The following is a 17,719-nucleotide window of genomic DNA, read 5'->3' on the forward strand; positions in this document are numbered from 1 at the left end:
GCGGTGCTCGGCGGCGCCGACACCCCTCCTGCCACCCTGTACGGGCGAGGTCTGATGAAAACCCGCGACTGGCCGATCCGCTCGAAGCTGACCGCGTTGGTCGTCGCGCCGGTGACCGCGCTCCTGGCACTGTGGATCTTCGCGACCACGCTGACCTTCGGTCCCGCCCTGAACCTGCTCTCCGCCCGCACCCTGTTGTACGACCTGGGTCGCCCCGGCGAGACAGTGGTCACCGAGCTGCAACGGGAACGTCGACTCTCGGTGGTGCAGCTCGCCGGTAACTCCGAGCTGCCCGCACTCGCCGACCAGCGCGGGCGCACCGATCGGGCGATCGCCGAACTGCGCCGCCGGGTGGACGGGGAGCCGCTGCGCGACGCCGCGGACGACCTGTTGGAAACCCGGGTCGACCAGCTGGTCAACGCCCTGGCGGCGCTACCCGACGGGCGGAAGTTCATCGACCAGCGCAAGGTGGACCGCGCCGGCGCGATCGGTCTGTACAGCGGCATGGTCTCCGCGGCCTTCCAGGCGTTCGCGGGCATGGCTACCCTGACCGACCCGGACATCAACCGGCAGGCCCTGGCGCTCACCGCGCTGGGTCGCTCCCGGGAACTGCTCGGCCAGAGCGACGCGTTGCTGGCCGGCGCGCTGACCGCCGGACGGTTCGCCGAGGGGGAACACACCCAGCTCGTACAGGCCATCGGCAACCAACGGTGGCTCACCGAGAGCGCCGTGGCTGACCTGCCCGAGAGCAGCCGGGTCGCGTACCAACTGTTGACCGAGAGCGAGGCGTTCACCCGGCTGCGCAGCATGCAGGACGCGCTGGTCGTGCCCAACCGGTCCGGGCGGCCGACGGTCGACGCCGCGTCCTGGCAGGCCAGCCAGGACGCGGTGCAGCAGCAGTTGCGGGACTTCGAACTGTCCGAGGCCGACGCTCTGGCCGACCGTTCGGTGCCGATGGCCGTCCGCATCCTGGTACGGCTGGCCGCCGCCGGCGTACTCGGGCTCGTCGCAGTTGTCGTCTCGGTGCTTGTGGCGCTGCGGGTCGGCCGCACCCTGGTCCGCCGGCTCAGCGGCGTCCGCACCGCCGCGCTGGAGCTGGCCGAGCACCGGCTGCCCGACGTGGTGGCCCGGCTGCGCCGTGGCGAGCAGGTCGACGTCGCCCGGGAGGCGCCGCCGCTGGAGTACGGCCACGACGAGATCGGCGAGGTCGGGCGCGCCTTCACCGAGGTGCAGCGCACTGCCGTCCAGGCCGCTGTGGACGAGGTCACGTTGCGTCGCGGGCTCAACGAGGTCTTCCTCAACATCGCCCGACGGAGCCAGAGCCTGGTGCACCGGCAGCTGCACCTGCTGGACCGGATGGAGCGGCGTAGCGAGGACCCGGACGAGTTGGCCGAGCTGTTCCAGGTCGACCACCTGGCCACCCGGCTGCGCCGGCACGCCGAGGATCTGGTCATCCTCGCCGGCTCCGCGCCCGGCCGGGGTTGGCGCAACCCGGTCGCGATGGTCGACCTGATCCGCGGCGCGATCTCCGAGGTCGAGGCGTACGAGCGGGTGGACGTCAAGGCCGTGCAACCGGCCGGCGTGCTGGGGCGCGCGGTCGGCGACATCATCCACCTGCTCGCCGAGCTGGTCGAGAACGCCACCGCCTTCTCCCCACCGGACACCCGGGTCACCGTCACCGGGGCGCAGGTGGCCAGCGGGTACGCCCTGGAGATCACCGATCAGGGTCTGGGCATGTCCGACACGGCACTGGAGACCGCGAACACCCGACTGGCCAGCTCGCCCGAGTTCGACCCGGCGCAGAGCGCCCGACTCGGCCTGTTCGTGGTGGCCCGGCTGGCGGCCCGGCACGGCGTACGGGTGGGGTTGCGCCCATCCGGCGAGGGTGGCGTGACCGCCGTGGTGCTGGTCCCCGGCGACCTGGTCACCACCGAGCCGCCGGCCGGCCCCGACCCCGCCACGCTCGGTACCGCCTCGGCCGACCCGAGCCGGCGGCTGGCTCGGACGGCGCGCCGGGGCACCGTGAGTCGCCCCCGCACCCGCCCGCCGACGGCCCCGTCCGCCAGCACGGCCCCGCCCGCCCCACCCACCGGAGCGCCGACCTCGGCCATCCCGCCTGCCAACGGGCACGACGAGGGGTCGGCGGCCTCCGACGCGCCGGACGACGAGTTGGATGGCCTGCCCCGCCGGGTGCGCCGTCGCACCCCCGCCGCCCAGCCCCGGTCGACAGTCACCGACACGCCGTCGCCCCGCTCGCCGGAGGAGGTCCGCCAGGTGATGGCGGCGCTCCAGGCCGGCACGGCGCGCGGACGTGCCACCGCCACGACCCCGACGGCGCCGACCGGCCCGACCGCGCCGACCGGCCCGACGGTCCAGGCAGCCCGCACCGACCCGCCGACGACCCCCGAACCCCCGACCGTGACTGAGAGGGACGCCTAGTGCGGCATTCGACGAAGCAGAGCGCCGGCCTGGACTGGTTGCTCGACGAACTGGTGCAACGGGTACCGGCCGCCCGCGAGGCGGTGGTGCTCTCCGCCGACGGCCTGCTGCTCGGCTGCTCGGCCGAGCTGGAGCGCTCCGACGCCGAGCACCTCTGTGCGCTGGCCGCCGGCTTCTCCAGCCTCGCCCGAGGCGCCAGCCGGCACGTGGACGGCGGCCCGGTCCGGCAGACCGTCGTGGAGATGGAGGCGGCGTACCTCTTCGTCACCGCCGCCGGGCAGGGTGCCTGCCTGGCAGTGGTGAGCGACGCCGACGCGGACATCGGGCTGGTCGCGTACGAGATGGCGATGCTGGTGATCCGGGTGGGGGAGAGCCTCGCCGCGCCGGCCCGATCGGCAGCGGGTGCCGGAGATGCGGACTGAGCCGCCCGGGCCGCAGCACGAGTGGCTGGACGGTGAAGCCGGCCCGGTGATGCGCCCGTACACGCTCACCGGAGGCCGAGTACGCTCCGCCGTCGACGATTTCAACCTGGTCGCGTTCGTGTTGGCCGGTTCGGACGTCGACGCGACGAGTCATTCGCATCTGCTGCCGGAGCATCGACGGCTGGTCACGCTGGCCCACCGGCCGGTGTCGGTGGCCGAACTGGCAGCCGAGCTGGACCTCGCGGTCGGCGTGGTCCGGGTACTGCTCGGTGATCTTCTCGCCGAGGGCCTGGTCGCGGTGCACGAGCCGCCGGCCGCCGGCATCCTTCCCGACGACGACATCCTCAAGGCGGTGGTCAGTGGACTCCGTGCGCTATGACCAGGTGGGCACCAGCACCACGATCCCGCTGGCATTGAAGATCCTCATCGCGGGGGGCTTCGGGGCTGGCAAGACGACCTTGGTGAGCGCCCTGAGCGAGGTCCGTCCGTTGCAGACCGAGGAGGTGCTCACCGGTGCCGGGATCGGCACCGACGACATCTCCGGCGTGGAGGGCAAGTCCACCACCACTGTGGCGATGGACTTCGGCCGGATCACCATCAACGACGACCTTCAGGTCTACCTGTTCGGCACGCCGGGCCAGGACCGGTTCTGGTTCCTCTGGGACGAGCTGGCCTTCGGCGCGCTCGGCGCGGTGGTACTCGCCGACACCCGCCGGTTGGCCGACTGCTTCCCCTCCATCGACTACTTCGAGCAGCGGGGAATCCCGTTCGTGGTCGGCGTGAACTGCTTCGACGACTCCCGCCGGTTCAACCTGGAGACCGTACGCCGAGCGCTCGACCTGGACCCGGACGTGCCGATGGTGCTCTGCGACGCCCGGGACCGGCAGTCCGGAAAGATGGTGTTGATCTCTCTGGTGGAGCACGTGGCCCGACAGCGCGGCGAGCCGGTGCCGGCGGCCTGAGATCAGGGCCGGAAAGCTGGTTAACGGACGGGCAACGCGGGCAGCCTCTGGTTGGATCAACGAAGGATGCCGGCGGAGGAGTTGGGCGTGAGCGGTCAGGGTGAGGTCGTCCACATCGGGGGTTACACGGCGCAGAGCGGCGGGCGGGGCAGCGGCATCGTCGCCGCTCGGCGCGACCCGAGGACCGGGGCGCTGACCCCGCTCGGCACTGTGGCGGTCACCCCGTCCCCTTCCTTCCTGGTGCGGCACCCCACCCTGCCGGTGCTCTACGCGGTCAACGAGCTGACCGACGGCGAGATCAGTGCCTGGCAGGTCGGGGCGGACGGCGCGCTGGACCCGCTCGGCAGTCGGTCGACCGGCGGCGCCGAGCCCTGCCACCTGGCGGTGCTGCCCGGCGGGGGTCACCTGCTGGCGGCCAACTACGGCAGCGGCAGCATCGCGGTCTTCCCGCTCGACCCGCAGGGCGTGCCCGGCGAGCGCACCGACCTGGTGGTGCACGAGGGGCACGGCCCCGACCCGGAGCGCCAGGACCACGCCCACGCCCACATGGTCTCGCCCGGGTCGGGCCAGGGGCCGATCTTCGGCGTGGATCTCGGCACCGACTCGGTCTACCGGTACGACCTGGACGAGGCGACCGGACGACTGGTGCCGCGGGCGCCCCGGATGCGTACGAAGCCCGGCACCGGCCCCCGGCACCTGGCCCGGCACCCCGACGGACGGCGCTGCTACCTCGTCGGTGAGCTGGACGCCTCGGTCACCGCCTACGACCTGACCGACGACGGCGCGTTGCACCAGCGCGGGCGGGTAGAGGCGAGCGAGCGCGCCGGTCACGTCCAGCCGTCGGAGGTCACTGTCGCCCCGGACGGCCGGTTCCTCTACGTCGCCAACCGTGGGGTGGGGACCGTCGCGGTCTTCACGCTGGCCGGGGAGCTGCCCGAGCTGGTGGCCGAAGTGGACACCGACGGGGAGTGGCCCCGGCACTTCGCCCTCATCGGGGAGCACCTCTACGTCGCCGACGAACGGGCGGACATGGTGCGGGTGTTCCGGCGCGACGCCGACAACGGTGTCCTGAAGGCGGTCGGCGAGCCGGTGGCGGTGCCGAGCCCGACGTGCGTGCTGCCCTGAACGATGGTTTAGAGACGTGAGAGCGGCACTCGTTTGGCAACGCCGCGAGGCTGCCCCGTCACTCTGTGTCGCAAAATAGTGGTCAACTGTTTCTCCTCCGTAACTTTAGTCCGAACGGATGTGGCAGAGACGGCACCTAGTACGCAAGATGGTCACCGTGTCAGCAGGCCGCCATCGCATGCGTTCGAAACTCCATCTAGCCGCCGCCGCCGCAACGGCGGGGGTGCTCGTCGTGACGACGGGCGCGTGGTTCGGCTACCAGGAGTTGATCCAGCCCAGCTGCTCGGGGGAGATCCGACTGGCCGTGGCGGTCGCGTCCGAACTCGCGCCAGCGGTGGACGCCGCCGCATCCCAGTGGGTCAAGGATGGCGCCGCGGTGGGCCCGACCTGCATCCGCGTCGACGTGTCCGCGTCCGACCCGGTCGACGTGGCGGCCGTGGTGGCGGCCAAGCACGGCGCTGTGCTGGCCGGCGTGGGGCAGGCCAGTGGCACCGCCGTCAGCCCGGACGTCTGGGTGCCCGACTCCTCGACCTGGCTGCTGCGGTTGAAGAAGGACGCGACAGCGTTCGCTCCGACCAACGGCCAGTCCATCGCGCGCAGCCCGATCGTCGTCGCGATGCCCGAGCCGATCGCCACCCGGCTGGGCTGGCCGGACAAGAAGTTCAACTGGACCGACCTGCTCAAGCAGGTCAACAACACCAGCGCGCCGCTGCGGACCGGGATCGTCGAGCCGACCCGCGACGCGGCGGGCCTGTCCGGTCTGCTCTCGCTGACCGCCGCCGCGAACGGCGCCGGCGGCGACGCCCAGCGCAACACCGTCGGCGCGCTCCGCGCACTGGCCACCGGGCGGTCCTCGCTCCGCAACGACCTGCTGGCCCGTTTCCCCACTGCCAACGACTCGACGTCCATCGCCAGCGGTCTCGGTGCGGCGGCCCTGTCCGAAGAAGACGTGATCGCGTACAACAGCAAGAAGCCGCCGGTGCCGCTCGCCGCGCTCTACATGGAGCCGGCACCGATGCCGCTGGACTACCCGTACGCGGTGCTGCCCGGCATCGAGCCGAGCAAGGCGTCGGCGGCCAAGGTGCTGTTCGAGCTGCTCACCAGCCCGACCTTCCGTAACCGGCTCGCCGCGCAGTCGCTGCGCGCGCCGGACGGCAACTGGGGCGAGGGTTTCAAGGCGCCGCAGGGTGCCCCGAGCCCGTCCGGCGGCGCGCCGACCGCACCGGCGAACGGCGGCACTGCGGCGGGTGGCCTCGACCCGGCCGCCATCCAGCGGGTCGTCTCCAGCTGGTCGATCGCCACCCAGTCCGGTCGGATGCTTGCCGTCATCGACGTCTCCGGCTCGATGAAGGACCCGGTGCCCAGCGCCAACAACCGCAGCCGGGAGGAGGTCACCGTGGACGCGGCCCGTCGCGGCCTCGGCCTCTTCGACGACTCCTGGTCGATCGGCCTGTGGACCTTCTCCACCCAGCTGGTCGGCAACCGGGACTACCGGGAGTTGGTCCCCATCGGGCCGCTCTCCGGCCAGCGGGCCCAGTTGGAGGGCGCGCTCGCCACCGTCAAGCCCTCCAGCGGCGACACCGGCCTCTACGACACCATGCTGGCCGCGTACCAGGCGGTGCAGGAGAACTGGCAGCCCGGCCGGGTCAACTCGATCGTGCTGTTCACCGACGGCAAGAACGAGGACAACAACGGCCTCAACCAGCAGCAGCTGCTCAGCAAGCTCAAGCAGATCGCCGACCCGGAGCGGCCGGTCCAGGTCATCATGATCGGTATCGGCGAGGGCGTCAGCAAGGCAGAGCTGGAGTCGATCACCAAGGTGACCGGTGGCGACGTCTTCGTCACCAAGGACCCGAGTGAGATCGGCAGCATCTTCCTCAGCGCCATCGCACGGCGTCCGCCAGCGCCGCGCTGATCCGACGCTCAGACGTCCAGGGGCCTGCCGTACCGTCGATTCGGTGTGGCAGGCCCCTTTTCGGCCACCAGGTTGTTGAAGAAAAGTGACGGCAATACGTCGGAAGCAATCGGCAGTCATAGTTGTCAAGGCAGGATGTCGACTGTTCCGGCATAGTCGGTCCGCCTCCGGTCCGACCCGTCGGCCGGGGCCATCCTGTACAGAGTGGGAGGGCCGGTGAGCGTGGCGACACTGTTGACCCCCGCCACGTCGGCGGAGCCGGGCGGTAGACGCGCCGGGTTGGTGGCGCGCGCCGACGAACGGTCCTACGTCCGGGTCCTGGTGGTGCTGGACACCACCATCCTCATCATCGCGCTGCTGATCGGCTACGTCGCTCGTTTCGGTGACGACGAGCCGACCGGCTCGGAGATCCCGTACGTGCTGGTCGCCCCCGGGTTGGTGCTGGCCTGGCTGATCTCACTCAAGGCGCTCGGCTGCTACGACGACCGGGTGATCGGCTACGGGGCGGACGAGTATCGGCGGGTCAGCTCCGCCAGCCTGCGCCTGGCCGGGGCGATCGCCATCATCGGCTACATCGCCGACGTCGGCGTCTCCCGGGGCTTCCTGGGAATCTCCTTCGCGGTGGGCACCATCGGGCTGGAGGTGGCGCGGTTCGCCGCCCGCAAGCGACTGCACCGGGCCCGCTCGGTGGGCGCCGGCTGGTCCCGCAAGGTGCTGGTGGTCGGCGACACCGCCCACGTGTTGGAGTTGGTCCACACGCTTCGCCGTGAGCCGTACGCCGGCTACCAGGTGGTGGGCGCCTGCATTCCGGACGCGCTGCTCGCGCCGGTGGCGCAGCGGCTGGGCGACGTGCCGGTGGTGGGGTCGTTCCGGGGTATCCCGGAGGCGGCCACCGCGATCGGCGCGGACACTGTCGCGGTGACCGCGTCCGGTGAACTGACAGCGACCCGGCTGCGCCGCCTCGGCTGGCAGTTGGAGGGGACCGGCATCGACCTGGTCGTGGCACCCGCGCTGACCGACGTCGCCGGCCCGCGCATCCACACCCGCCCGGTCGCCGGCCTGCCCCTGATCCACGTCGAGGCACCCGAGTTCCGCGGGGTTCGCAAGCTGGTGAAGGGTCTCGTCGACCGGTCCGTCTCGTCGCTGGCGCTGGCGGTGCTGCTGCCGCTGATCGCGTTCATCGCACTGGCCATCAAACTGGACAGCCGAGGCCCGGTGCTGTTCCGACAGGTCCGGGTCGGCCGGGGCGGGCAGGAGTTCGGCGTGTTCAAGTTCCGCACCATGGTCGTGAACGCGGACGCGCTGCTCGCCGAGTTGACAGCGCGCAACGAGACCGACGGCCTGATGTTCAAGATGCGCCACGACCCCCGGGTGACCCGCGTCGGCCGGCTACTACGCAAATGGTCACTGGACGAGCTGCCGCAGCTGGTCAATGTGCTGCTGGGGCAGATGAGCCTGGTCGGTCCCCGCCCGCCGCTGCCCTCGGAGGTGGCCCGCTACGACGGTGACGTGGCCCGACGGCTGCTGGTCAAGCCCGGCATGACCGGCCTGTGGCAGGTCAGTGGCCGCTCCGACCTGAGCTGGGAGGACGGCATCCGACTCGACCTCTACTACGTGGAGAACTGGTCCCTCGCCGCCGACCTCACCATCCTCTGGAAGACCTTCGGCGCGGTGCTGAACGGCCGAGGCGCGTACTGAGCACCGCTCACGCCTGCGGGCCGGTCCAGTCCAGGCAGACGACCACCGCGTCGTCGACCAGGTCACCGGCCACGAACGCCCGCAGATCACCGATCAGCGACCGGACGGCGTCCAGGGGTGCCATCGGCCCGGTCCGCCGGAGAAACCGGTCCAGTGCCGTCTCGCCGTAGCGCACGTGCTGACCGGTGGCCTCCACCACCCCGTCGCTGACCACGAAGACCCGGTCGCCGCGTTGCAGCGGGAACTTCTGCTCGTGGTAGTCGGTCGCCTCGAACATGCCCAGCGGGAACTGCGCCTCCAGGGGCTGCTCGGTGACGTCCCCGTCGCGGAGCAGGACCAGCCGGGGCGACCCGGCGTCCACCACTGTCATCATCCCGGAGCGCAGGTCCAGCTCCATCAGCAAGGCGGAGAGGTGCTGCTCGCCCCGGTACAGGTCGTAAATGGCCTGATCGGCGAGGGCGGCCTGGTCGGCCAGGCTCAGCCCGGCCCGACGCGCGTTGCGCAGCGCGTGGGTGGCCAGCGAGGTGAGCAGGGAGGCGGCCACCCCCTCACCGGTGCCGTTGATGGTGGACAACCAGACCCGTTCCCCGTCGTCGGACCAGTCGAAGCTGTCGCCGCGCACCGCGTACGCCGGCTCCAACTGCCCGGCCAGGCTGAACGAGGGTCGGATCCGGCTGCGGCCGGGGAGCAGGTCCCACTGCATCTCGGCGGCCAGGGTGAGGCGTTGGGTGCGCCGGGCCGCCAGATAGACGTCGGTGCCGGCGGAGACCGCCGCCACCTCGTGGGCGAGCGCGGTGGCGATCTCGGCCAGCGCGGCGACGACGTCCTGGTCGTCCGCAACGGGTGACAGGCGCAGCACCCCTCGACGCTCGCCACGCATGGTGACCGGGAACCAGGCGGTGCCGTCGGTCAGTATCGGCGACTGGTGGTCGAAGGCGCGCCAGGCCGGGTGCCCGGGGCTGGTGATCGACTCGTCGTCGCCGAGTGGCAGCAGCTCCGCGATCCGGTAGTCGACCTGGTAGAGCTCGACGTCGGTGATCCCGTACGACTGGGCGAGCACGTTCCCGATACCGCCGACGAGCCGGTCGGCTGGTGTCTCGTTTAGGGCACGTCGTGCCCGATTGACCGGTTCGCTCATCGTCAGTCCTTCACTGAAAGCTCGACCACCAGGAGGTTCGGAGTACTCTCGGGCCACCATGGCCGAACTGAACCGTCCGACGGACCCTGAGACGAGTATGGCTGCCGCGCTGGACGCTGCGGCCGCTGCCCTGCTGGGCATCTGGGAGTCTGCCCGGGAGGGGACCGCCAACCGCGTCTCCGGTGCCCAGTTGCGGGCGGTGATGGTGGTGGAACAGTACGACGGGATCAACCTGCGCCGGCTCGCCACCCGACTCGACATGCTGCTCAGCTCCGCCAGCCGTCTCTGCGACCGGCTGGTCGCGGCCGGCATGCTGGAACGCGAGCCGGGCCGCTTCGACCGGCGGGAGATCTCACTGCACCTCACCCCGGAGGCCCGCCGGCTGGTCGCCGAGCTGCGGGCCGACCGCCAGGGCCAACTCGCCGCAGTGCTGGCCGGGATGAGCGGGGAGGGCCGCGACGCGCTGCTGCGCGGGATGCGGGAGTTCGACGAGACCGCCCGCCGCCAGCAGGCGCAGCACGCGCCGGCGTCGGACGAGTCGACGGGCCAGGGGGACTGGCCGGACGACCCGGACCGGCCCGGTGGGCGGCCGGAGGACTGGTCGGGCGATTCGGGTCGGCAGACCCGAGCGGGGTGGACGGGTTCGTCGGGTGGTCCGGAACGATCGGTCGGCACCACCAGGGAGTGGCCGGCCGGCGGCCCGCCGGTGGCGCGTACCGCCTGATCGAGCCGGCCGGACGCTTGCCCGTCGGTCAAGTCGAGGCGCCCACGGCCAGCATCGCTATGTCGTCGTGGGCCTGCCCGCCCAGCCAGTCGTCGACGGCGCTGAGCACCCGGTCGATCAGCACCGCCGGCGGTTGCCCGGCCGCCGCCGCGAGCGCGGCCCGCAGCCGGGCCTCGCCGAACATCGCCGCGTCGCGCGGGCCGCGCGCCTCGGTCACCCCATCGGTGTACGCGAGCAGCAGATCGCCCGGATCGAGGTGCACCCGGGTCTCGGCGAACCGTGCGGCCGTCAGCGCCCCCACCGGCATGCCACCGACCGGGACCGGGGTGACAGTGCCGTCAGCGGTGACCAGCAGTGGCGCCGGGTGACCCCCGCCGGCGATGCGGAGGTCCAGCCCGGCCGGCCCCCGGTCCAGGGAACCGAGCAACAGGGTGGTGAACTGGTTGCGCCGTGCCGCGTCCGGCGCGTCGAACAGCGCCTGGTTGAGCAGGCGGATCAGCTCCAGCGGGCGTTGCTCGACGAGCCGCAGCGTCTGCAACGACTGGCGGACCCGGCCGGTCAGCACCGCCGCGCCCACGCCCTTGCCGCACACGTCGCCGAGCGCGAACAGGGCGCCGCGCGAATGCGGAAACACCTCGTAGAAGTCACCGCCGATGCGCAGGGTGTCGCCCGCCGCCCGGTAGCCACCGGCCAGGCTCACGCCGGGCACGACGGGCAGCTCGGGCGGGAGCAGGCTGGTTTGCAGCACCCGGGCCAGGTGGGCCTGCTCGCCGTGCAGGTCGGCGGTGGCCAGCGCGGCACCCGCGCGGGCGGCGAACTCCCGGGCCAGCTCCACGTCGCGCCTGTCGAAGCCGGCCCGCCCGAACCGACGGATGAGCAGCAGCGCACCGGCCGACCCGCTGGCACTGAGAAGCGGGCTGACCAGCACCGTGCCCGGGGGGCCGAACTCGGGCGGCAGCAGGTCGGCCACGTCGGTGAGCGGGACGTCCGGCCAGGGGCCCGGCTCGGCCCGGTCGCCGGCCAGCGCTTCGGCCAGCCCGGGAACGGAGCTGGTCAGCGCGGGGCCGGCCAGCCCGGTGACCGGGGCGGGCTCGCTGTCGGCGTACCGGATCCATCGGGGGTGCGGCTCGGCCGGCGCGGCCGGTCGGGGCAGTGCCACTGCGACGTCGGCCAGGTAGGGAACGGCGAGCGTCGTGGTGGCCAGGAGGACCTGGTCCCGGTGCAGGGCCAGCGCCAGCCGACTGCCGGCCTGGGCGAGGAACGCGGTGCGGGACCGTTCGGCGAGCAGGGCGTCGGCGCGGGCGTGCTCCTCGGTGACGTCGCGGACGTACCACGCCCACCGGGAGCCGGCGAGTTGCCGTCGGACGCCGCGCAGTCGCCGGCCGTGGTGGTCGGCGTCGAAGCGATCAGCGCCGTTGGCGACCGCCCGGGCCAGGGCTGCCACCGAGCAACCGGCCAGCTCGGTGCCGGCGTCGATCTCCGGGATCAACTCGGCCGCCATGGCGTTGACCAGGGTGACCCGACCGGTCCCGTCCGTTGTCAGCACGGCCTCGGCGAGCCCGTCGAGCAGCTCCCGGGCCAACCGTTCGTCGGCTGGCAACGGGGTGCCGCCGGGTTGCTGGGTAGTGGTCAACGCCGGACGCCGGCTCGCGTCTGACGACGTGTGCGCATGCTGTTTCTCGACTCCTCACCGGGGATCGTTGCCTGAGAGCAAGGGTACCGATTCTCCCCCGACAGCGGCGCACGGCGCGGGGTGGCGATCAGCCGGCGCGGGCCAGCCAGCCGGCGGGCTGGGCGACGATCCGGCGGGCCACCGAGCCGGCGGCGCCGACAGCGGCGGCCTCCGCGCCGAGCGTCGACGGGCGGACAGTGACCGGCGACCAGGCCGCGGTGAGCACCCGGGCACCGATCTCGGCGAGGACCGGGGGGCACAGCCAGGGCGCGAGCGCCGCGTACCCGCCACCGAGCACCACGGTGTCCAGGTCGAGAAGATTGACGACGCTGGCCACCGCGACGCCGAGCGCCGTTCCGGCGTCGTGCAGCGCCCGCAGCGCGTCGGCGTCGCCGGCCTCGGCCAACTCGGCCAACCGGGCCGTCGCGGTGTCTGCGGGAAGCTCCGCCCGGGCCAGCCCGGCGGCGGCCACTATCGCCTCCTGGCCGGCGTACTGCTCCAGGCAGCCCTGCCCGCCGCAGCGGCACGGACGACCCTCGGGGTGCACCGGAAGGTGCCCGATCTCGCCGCTCCACCCGCGTACGCCGCGAAACAGCGCGCCGTCCAGCACGATGCCGGCGCCGATGCCCACCTCTCCGGAGATGTGCAGGAAGCTGGACGGGCCGGGTGGCTGAGAGTGCAGCTCACCGAGCGCCGCGAGGTTGGCCTCGTTGTCCACCACCAGTGCGGGGATGCCGGGCACCTGCTCGATCAGCGGAGGGTGCTCGGCGAGCAGCGCGGGCACCGGCACGTCACGCCAGCCGAGGTTCGGCGCGAGCCGGACCAGCCCGGCGTCGTCCACCAGGCCGGGCACCGCGAGCGCGGCCCCGACCAGTGTGAGGCCGTGCCCGGCAGCGTCCTCGCGGGCTGCGACGGCCATCTCGACAAGGCGGGCCAGGGCGTCGGCGGGGGCCACCGGGCGCAGGTCGGCCCGGTGCACAGTGCGGTGCCGGACCTGGCCGGCGAGGTCCACCACGCAGACCGCCAGGTAGTCCACGTTGACCTCCAGGCCGAGCCCGGCCGGCCCCTGATCGGCCAGGACCAGTCCGCGCGCCGGGCGGCCGGCGCCCGAGCGGGGTGCGGGGTCGGACTCACTGACCAGCCGGCCGGCGAGCAGGTCCTCGACCACAGCGGACACTGTGGCTCTGGTCAGGCCGGTAGCTGTCGCCAGGTCGGCCCGGGAGGGAGGTCGGTCGGCCGTGGCGATCCGGCCGAGGACCAGGGCGAGGTTGAGCTCGCGCAGGCTGCCCTGACGGACTGCGCCGGCCGGGGCGTGGGTGAGGCTCACCCCTTGACAGTGCCATAGGGTGGGCAAATAATTCAATCGCTGAACAAATAGCGGACAACACCACCCCGGAGGTCGCTCATGGCACCCCGTCCCACCCCCGCCGACAAGTTCTCCTTCGGGCTCTGGACCGTGGGCTGGCAGGCCCGCGACCCGTTCGGTGACGCCACCCGTCCCGAGCTCGACGCGGTCGAGGCAGTGCACCGGCTCGCCGAGCTGGGCGCGTACGGCATCACCTTCCACGACGACGACCTGATCCCGTTCGGCGTCGACGCGGCCACCCGGGACCAGCACATCGCCCGGTTCCGCAAGGCCCTCGACGAGACCGGCCTGGTGGTGCCGATGGTCACCACCAACCTCTTCACCCACCCGATCTTCAAGGACGGCGGCTTCACCAGCAACGACCGCGACGTCCGCCGGTACGCGCTGCGCAAGGTGCTGCGTCAGGTCGACCTGGCCGCCGAGCTGGGCGCCAGCACCTTCGTCATGTGGGGTGGCCGCGAGGGCTCCGAGTACGACCTCGCGAAGGACGTCCGCGCCGCCCTGGACCGCTACCGCGAGGCGGTGGACCTGCTCACCCAGTACTCCATCGACAAGGGCTACAACCTGCGGTTCGCCCTGGAGCCCAAGCCCAACGAGCCGCGCGGCGACATCCTGCTGCCGACCATCGGGCACGCGCTCGGCTTCATCTCCCAGCTGGCCCACCCGGAGCTGGTCGGCCTCAACCCGGAGGTCGGCCACGAGCAGATGGCCGGGCTCAACTACGCCCACGGCATCGCCCAGGCGCTCTGGCAGGGCAAGCTGTTCCACCTGGACCTCAACGGCCAGCGCGGCATCAAGTACGACCAGGACCTGGTCTTCGGCCACGGTGACCTGATGAACGCGTTCGCCCTGGTGGACCTCCTGGAGAACGGCGGCCCCAACGGCGGGCCGGCCTACGACGGCCCCCGACACTTCGACTACAAGCCGTCCCGCACCGAGGACATGGAGGGGGTGTGGGCCTCCGCGGCGGCCAACATGAGCACCTACCTGCTGCTCAAGGAGCGGGCAGCGGCGTTCCGCGCCGACCCCGAGGTGGTCGAGGCGCTCGCCGCCAGCAAGGTCGGCGAGCTGAGCACCCCGACGCTCGGCGACGGCGAGGGCTACGAGGAGCTCCTGGCCGACCGGTCCGCGTTCGAGGACGTCGACGTGGACGCTGTGGCCGCCCGGGGCTTCGCCTTCGTCCGGCTCAACCAGCTCGCCGTCGAGCACCTGCTCGGCGCCCGCTGAGGCCCCGCCATGCCGTTGGTCGCAGGTGTTGACTCGTCCACCCAGTCCTGCAAGGTGGTGATCCGGGACGCGGAGACCGGCGCCCTGCTCCGGCAGGGCCGGGCACCGCACCCGGACGGCACGGAGGTCGACCCGGAAGCCTGGTGGCAGGCGCTACGTAGCGCCGCCGACCAGGCCGGCGGGTTGGCCGACGTGGCGGCGATCTCCGTCGCCGGCCAGCAGCACGGCATGGTGTGTCTCGACGAGGACGGCCGGGTGGTCCGCCCGGCGCTGCTGTGGAACGACACCCGATCCGCCGACGCCGCCGCCGACCTCATCGAGGAGGCTGGCGGCGGCTCGGCCGGGAGTCGGTTCTGGGCCGAGGCCACCGGTAGCGTTCCGGTGGCCAGCTTCACCCTCACCAAGCTGCGCTGGCTGGCCACGCACGAACCGGAGCGGGCAGCCCAGGTGGCAGCCGTCTGCCTGCCGCACGACTGGCTGACCTGGCGGCTGGCCGGCGCACCGGGGCTGGAGGCGCTGCGTACCGACCGGGGTGATGCCAGCGGCACGAGCTACTGGTCGCCGGCCACCGGGCAATACCGACTGGACCTGCTGGAGCGGGGCTTCGGCCGGCGGTTGGTGCTGCCCGAGGTGCTCGGTCCGGCGGATTCGGCGGGAAAGCTGTCCGACGTACTGGGTGGGCCGGGTGGCGCCCTGCTCGGCGCGGGCACCGGGGACAACGCCGCCGCCGCGCTCGGTGTCGGCGCCGGGCCCGGTGACGTGATCGTCTCGATCGGCACCTCCGGCACCGTGTTCAGCGTCGCCGACGTGCCCGCCGCTGACGAGAGCGGTGCGGTGGCGGGCTTCGCCGACGCGTCCGGTCGCTTCCTGCCGCTGGTCGCCACGCTCAACGCGGCCCGGGTGCTGGACGCCGCCGCCGCGATGCTCGGGGTCAACCTGGACGAGCTGGCCGAGCTGGCGCTCTCCGCGCCAGCCGGGGCGGACGGACTGGTAATGGTGCCCTACCTGGAGGGTGAGCGGACGCCGAACCGACCGCTCGCCACCGGTGCGGTGCACGGCCTGACCCTGCGTACGTCGACCCCCGCGCACCTGGCGCGGGCCGCCGTGGAGGGCATGCTCTGCGCGCTCGCCGACGGGCTGGACGCGTTGACCGCGCAGGGTGCCACCGCCACCCGGGTCATCCTGGTCGGCGGCGGGGCCCGGTCGGCCGCGGTGCGGCAGATCGCCCCGCAGGTCTTCGGCTGCCCGGTCGTCGTTCCGCCGGCAGGGGAGTACGTCGCCGACGGTGCCGCCCGCCAGGCCGCCTGGGTCGCTCTGGGCGGCGACGCGCCGCCCGTCTGGGCGGTCGAGGGCACCGAGGAGTACGCGGCGGCTGCCGTCCCCGCCGTGCGCGACCAGTACGCCGCTGCGCGCGGGTTGGTGCTCGACCGGCGCTGACCGTCGGGATCGACGCGGGTGGGTGCCGGCCGACGGTGACCGGCACCCACCCGCGTGACGACCTCCTCCACGCGGTCTGGTTGGCTGCCGGTCATGACGGTGACCAGTGGCGGGCCCGGCCTGCGCCCGCACGGTCGGGGCGGTGGGCCGGCGCACCGGTTGTACAGCGTCGTGGTGTTCGTGCTGCTCGCCTCGCTGGACAACGTGGCGATTGGGCTGGTCCCCCCGCTGTACGGCCCGATCTCCGACGCGTTCGACGTGTCCGGTCGGCTGCTCGGCGTGGTCACAGCGGTCAGCTTCCTGGTCAGCGCGGTCGCGGCGGTCGGCTGGGCGTACGTCGGCGACCACACCAACCGCAAACCGTTGCTCATGGTGGGCACACTGCTCTGGGCGGCGGGCACCGGCGGTAGCGCGCTCGCCGGCGGCTACCTGACGTTCCTGGCCGCGCAGCTGGTCGCGGCGGTCGGCCTCGGCGCGGTCGGTTCGGTGGGCTTCTCCGTGGTCACCGATCTGATCTCACCGACCCGGCGCGGGCTGGTGATGAGCTTCTGGGGGCTCTCCCAGGGGGTCGGCACCCTCGCGGGCACCCTCGTCGGCGGGCTGCTCGGGGCCGCTGACTGGCGGCGGCCGTTCCTGCTGTTGACTGGCGTCGGCCTGGTCGCCACGGTGGCCTACCTGTTCACGTACGACGTCCGGCGTGGCCAGAGCGAGCCGGAACTGGCCGGCAGGTTGGATGCCGGCGCCGAGTACGACTACCGGATCAGCCGCGCCGACCTGCCGCGCATCCTGGCCCGGCGGACCAACCGGTGGCTGATCCTGCAGGGTCTGACCGCGCAGGCCGCGTTCGGCTCGTTGGTCTGGCTGCCGGTGCTCTTCGCCGAACGGGCCGAGGCCCAGGGCTACTCCACGTCGACAGCTGTTGTGGTGGGCAGCGTCTTCGCCACCCTGTTCCAGCTCGGTGGGGTGCTGTCCATCGTGGGCGGTCTGGTCGGTGACGCCGTGCAACGGCGTACCCCGCGTGGGCGGGCACTCGTCGCCTCGATCGGCATCCTCGCCGCACTGCCGTTCTACCTGGTGTTGTTCTTCGTACCGGTGACCATCGACGTGCCGGACGGCGCGAGCGGCGGCGCGGTGGTGGGTGCGGTACTGGCCAGTGTGTTCACCGAGCCGTCGGTCGGGCTGAGCCTGCTCACCGCCATCGTGGCGCTCGCGTTGACCTCGGCCAACTCGCCGAACTGGTTCGCGTTGATCGCCGACGTCAACCCACCGGAGCACAGGGGCACTGTCTACAGCCTGGGCAACCTGGTCAACGGGGTTGGTCGCGCGGCCGGCAACGGGCTGGTCGGGGTGGCCTTCCAGGCGCTGCGAGTGGCATTCCCGCCACCGCTGAACTTCGCCGTCGGGCTGGCCGCGTTCCAGCTCTTCTTCATCCCGACCGGTGTCATGTACTGGCTCGCCTCGCGAACCTCACCGGCGGACATCGACAACGTGCACGATCTGCTACACACCCGAGCCGATCGCCTCTGACCCGGCCGCTCGACGACGACCCTGATCCGCGCAACATCAGGGAAAGTGTTGCCTCGGGCGAGCGTGA

Annotated in this window: 14 protein-coding genes; 11 read left to right on the forward strand and 3 right to left on the reverse strand. The window is 72.4% G+C overall.

Translation table 11 applies throughout. The features are described 5' to 3' along the window. Positions 1 to 54 precede the first annotated feature (54 nt). From AB0C19_RS15400 to AB0C19_RS15430, 7 genes are all read left to right on the forward strand, one after another. Positions 55 to 2,439, forward strand: coding sequence for a nitrate- and nitrite sensing domain-containing protein (locus AB0C19_RS15400; protein ID WP_357184959.1), 2,385 nt, complete (start codon positions 55 to 57; stop codon positions 2,437 to 2,439). Further along, a complete protein-coding gene (locus AB0C19_RS15405) occupies positions 2,439 to 2,861 on the forward strand; it encodes a roadblock/LC7 domain-containing protein (protein ID WP_112584065.1) in 423 nt (140 codons plus the stop codon). The genes AB0C19_RS15400 and AB0C19_RS15405 overlap by 1 nt, the downstream gene beginning before the upstream one ends. Then, entirely contained in the window at positions 2,851 to 3,240 is a 390-nt protein-coding gene (locus AB0C19_RS15410) for a DUF742 domain-containing protein (protein ID WP_112584165.1), read from the forward strand. The genes AB0C19_RS15405 and AB0C19_RS15410 overlap by 11 nt, the downstream gene beginning before the upstream one ends. Further along, positions 3,221 to 3,823, forward strand: coding sequence for an ATP/GTP-binding protein (locus tag AB0C19_RS15415; protein ID WP_091405745.1), 603 nt, complete (start codon positions 3,221 to 3,223; stop codon positions 3,821 to 3,823). Before AB0C19_RS15410 ends, AB0C19_RS15415 begins: the two co-directional genes overlap by 20 nt. A gap of 87 nt (positions 3,824 to 3,910) precedes the next feature. Continuing rightward, a complete protein-coding gene (locus tag AB0C19_RS15420; RefSeq protein WP_357184964.1) occupies positions 3,911 to 4,948 on the forward strand; it encodes a lactonase family protein in 1,038 nt (345 codons plus the stop codon). A gap of 157 nt (positions 4,949 to 5,105) precedes the next feature. Further along, positions 5,106 to 6,863 (forward strand): substrate-binding domain-containing protein, encoded by a 1,758-nt coding sequence (locus tag AB0C19_RS15425; protein ID WP_357184968.1) that lies wholly within the window; start codon positions 5,106 to 5,108, stop codon positions 6,861 to 6,863. A 231-nt stretch (positions 6,864 to 7,094) separates the two neighbouring features. Beyond that, a complete protein-coding gene (locus AB0C19_RS15430; protein ID WP_357185275.1) occupies positions 7,095 to 8,561 on the forward strand; it encodes a sugar transferase in 1,467 nt (488 codons plus the stop codon). Between the two features lie 7 nt (positions 8,562 to 8,568). On the opposite strand, the gene AB0C19_RS15435 is transcribed toward AB0C19_RS15430, so the two are convergent. Then, positions 8,569 to 9,699: a PP2C family protein-serine/threonine phosphatase gene (locus tag AB0C19_RS15435; protein ID WP_357184971.1), complete on the reverse strand. Its 1,131-nt coding sequence runs from the start codon at positions 9,697 to 9,699 to the stop codon at positions 8,569 to 8,571. Between the two features lie 97 nt (positions 9,700 to 9,796). Between AB0C19_RS15435 and AB0C19_RS15440 the strand changes: the two genes are divergently transcribed. Next, entirely contained in the window at positions 9,797 to 10,423 is a 627-nt protein-coding gene (locus AB0C19_RS15440) for a MarR family transcriptional regulator (RefSeq protein ID WP_357184974.1), read from the forward strand. A gap of 28 nt (positions 10,424 to 10,451) precedes the next feature. Here the strand turns inward: AB0C19_RS15440 and AB0C19_RS15445 are convergent, their stop codons facing one another. Next, a complete protein-coding gene (locus AB0C19_RS15445) occupies positions 10,452 to 12,056 on the reverse strand; it encodes a PP2C family protein-serine/threonine phosphatase (RefSeq protein ID WP_357184977.1) in 1,605 nt (534 codons plus the stop codon). 127 nt (positions 12,057 to 12,183) lie between these two features. After that, on the reverse strand, positions 12,184 to 13,422 hold the full coding sequence (locus tag AB0C19_RS15450; RefSeq protein WP_357184980.1) for an ROK family transcriptional regulator: 1,239 nt from the start codon (positions 13,420 to 13,422) through the stop codon (positions 12,184 to 12,186). 78 nt (positions 13,423 to 13,500) lie between these two features. On the opposite strand from AB0C19_RS15450, the gene xylA reads away from it, so the two are divergent. The 3 genes from xylA to AB0C19_RS15465 all read left to right on the forward strand — a co-directional run bounded on the left by xylA (position 13,501) and on the right by AB0C19_RS15465 (position 17,652). Next, on the forward strand, positions 13,501 to 14,688 hold the full coding sequence (gene xylA / locus AB0C19_RS15455; RefSeq protein ID WP_091405721.1) for a xylose isomerase: 1,188 nt from the start codon (positions 13,501 to 13,503) through the stop codon (positions 14,686 to 14,688). Positions 14,689 to 14,697: 9 nt separating this feature from the next. Next, complete coding sequence (gene xylB, locus AB0C19_RS15460; RefSeq protein ID WP_357184984.1) at positions 14,698 to 16,125, forward strand: xylulokinase; 1,428 nt, start codon at positions 14,698 to 14,700, stop codon at positions 16,123 to 16,125. A gap of 93 nt (positions 16,126 to 16,218) precedes the next feature. Beyond that, positions 16,219 to 17,652 (forward strand): MFS transporter, encoded by a 1,434-nt coding sequence (locus AB0C19_RS15465; protein WP_357184986.1) that lies wholly within the window; start codon positions 16,219 to 16,221, stop codon positions 17,650 to 17,652. Positions 17,653 to 17,719: the final 67 nt, after the last annotated feature.

This window comes from Micromonospora sp. NPDC048842 (genome assembly GCF_040649935.1).
Taxonomy (GTDB): domain Bacteria; phylum Actinomycetota; class Actinomycetes; order Mycobacteriales; family Micromonosporaceae; genus Micromonospora; species Micromonospora hortensis.

Coding starts and splice junctions, on each gene's coding strand:
- AB0C19_RS15400 (WP_357184959.1), top strand. CDS start 55: ATGAAAACCCGCGACTGGCCGATCCGCTCGAAGCTGACCGCGTTGGTC.
- AB0C19_RS15410 (WP_112584165.1), top strand. CDS start 2,851: ATGCGGACTGAGCCGCCCGGGCCGCAGCACGAGTGGCTGGACGGTGAA.
- AB0C19_RS15435 (WP_357184971.1), bottom strand. CDS start 9,699: ATGAGCGAACCGGTCAATCGGGCACGACGTGCCCTAAACGAGACACCA.
- AB0C19_RS15440 (WP_357184974.1), top strand. CDS start 9,797: ATGGCTGCCGCGCTGGACGCTGCGGCCGCTGCCCTGCTGGGCATCTGG.
- xylA (WP_091405721.1), top strand. CDS start 13,501: ATGGCACCCCGTCCCACCCCCGCCGACAAGTTCTCCTTCGGGCTCTGG.
- xylB (WP_357184984.1), top strand. CDS start 14,698: ATGCCGTTGGTCGCAGGTGTTGACTCGTCCACCCAGTCCTGCAAGGTG.
- AB0C19_RS15465 (WP_357184986.1), top strand. CDS start 16,219: ATGACGGTGACCAGTGGCGGGCCCGGCCTGCGCCCGCACGGTCGGGGC.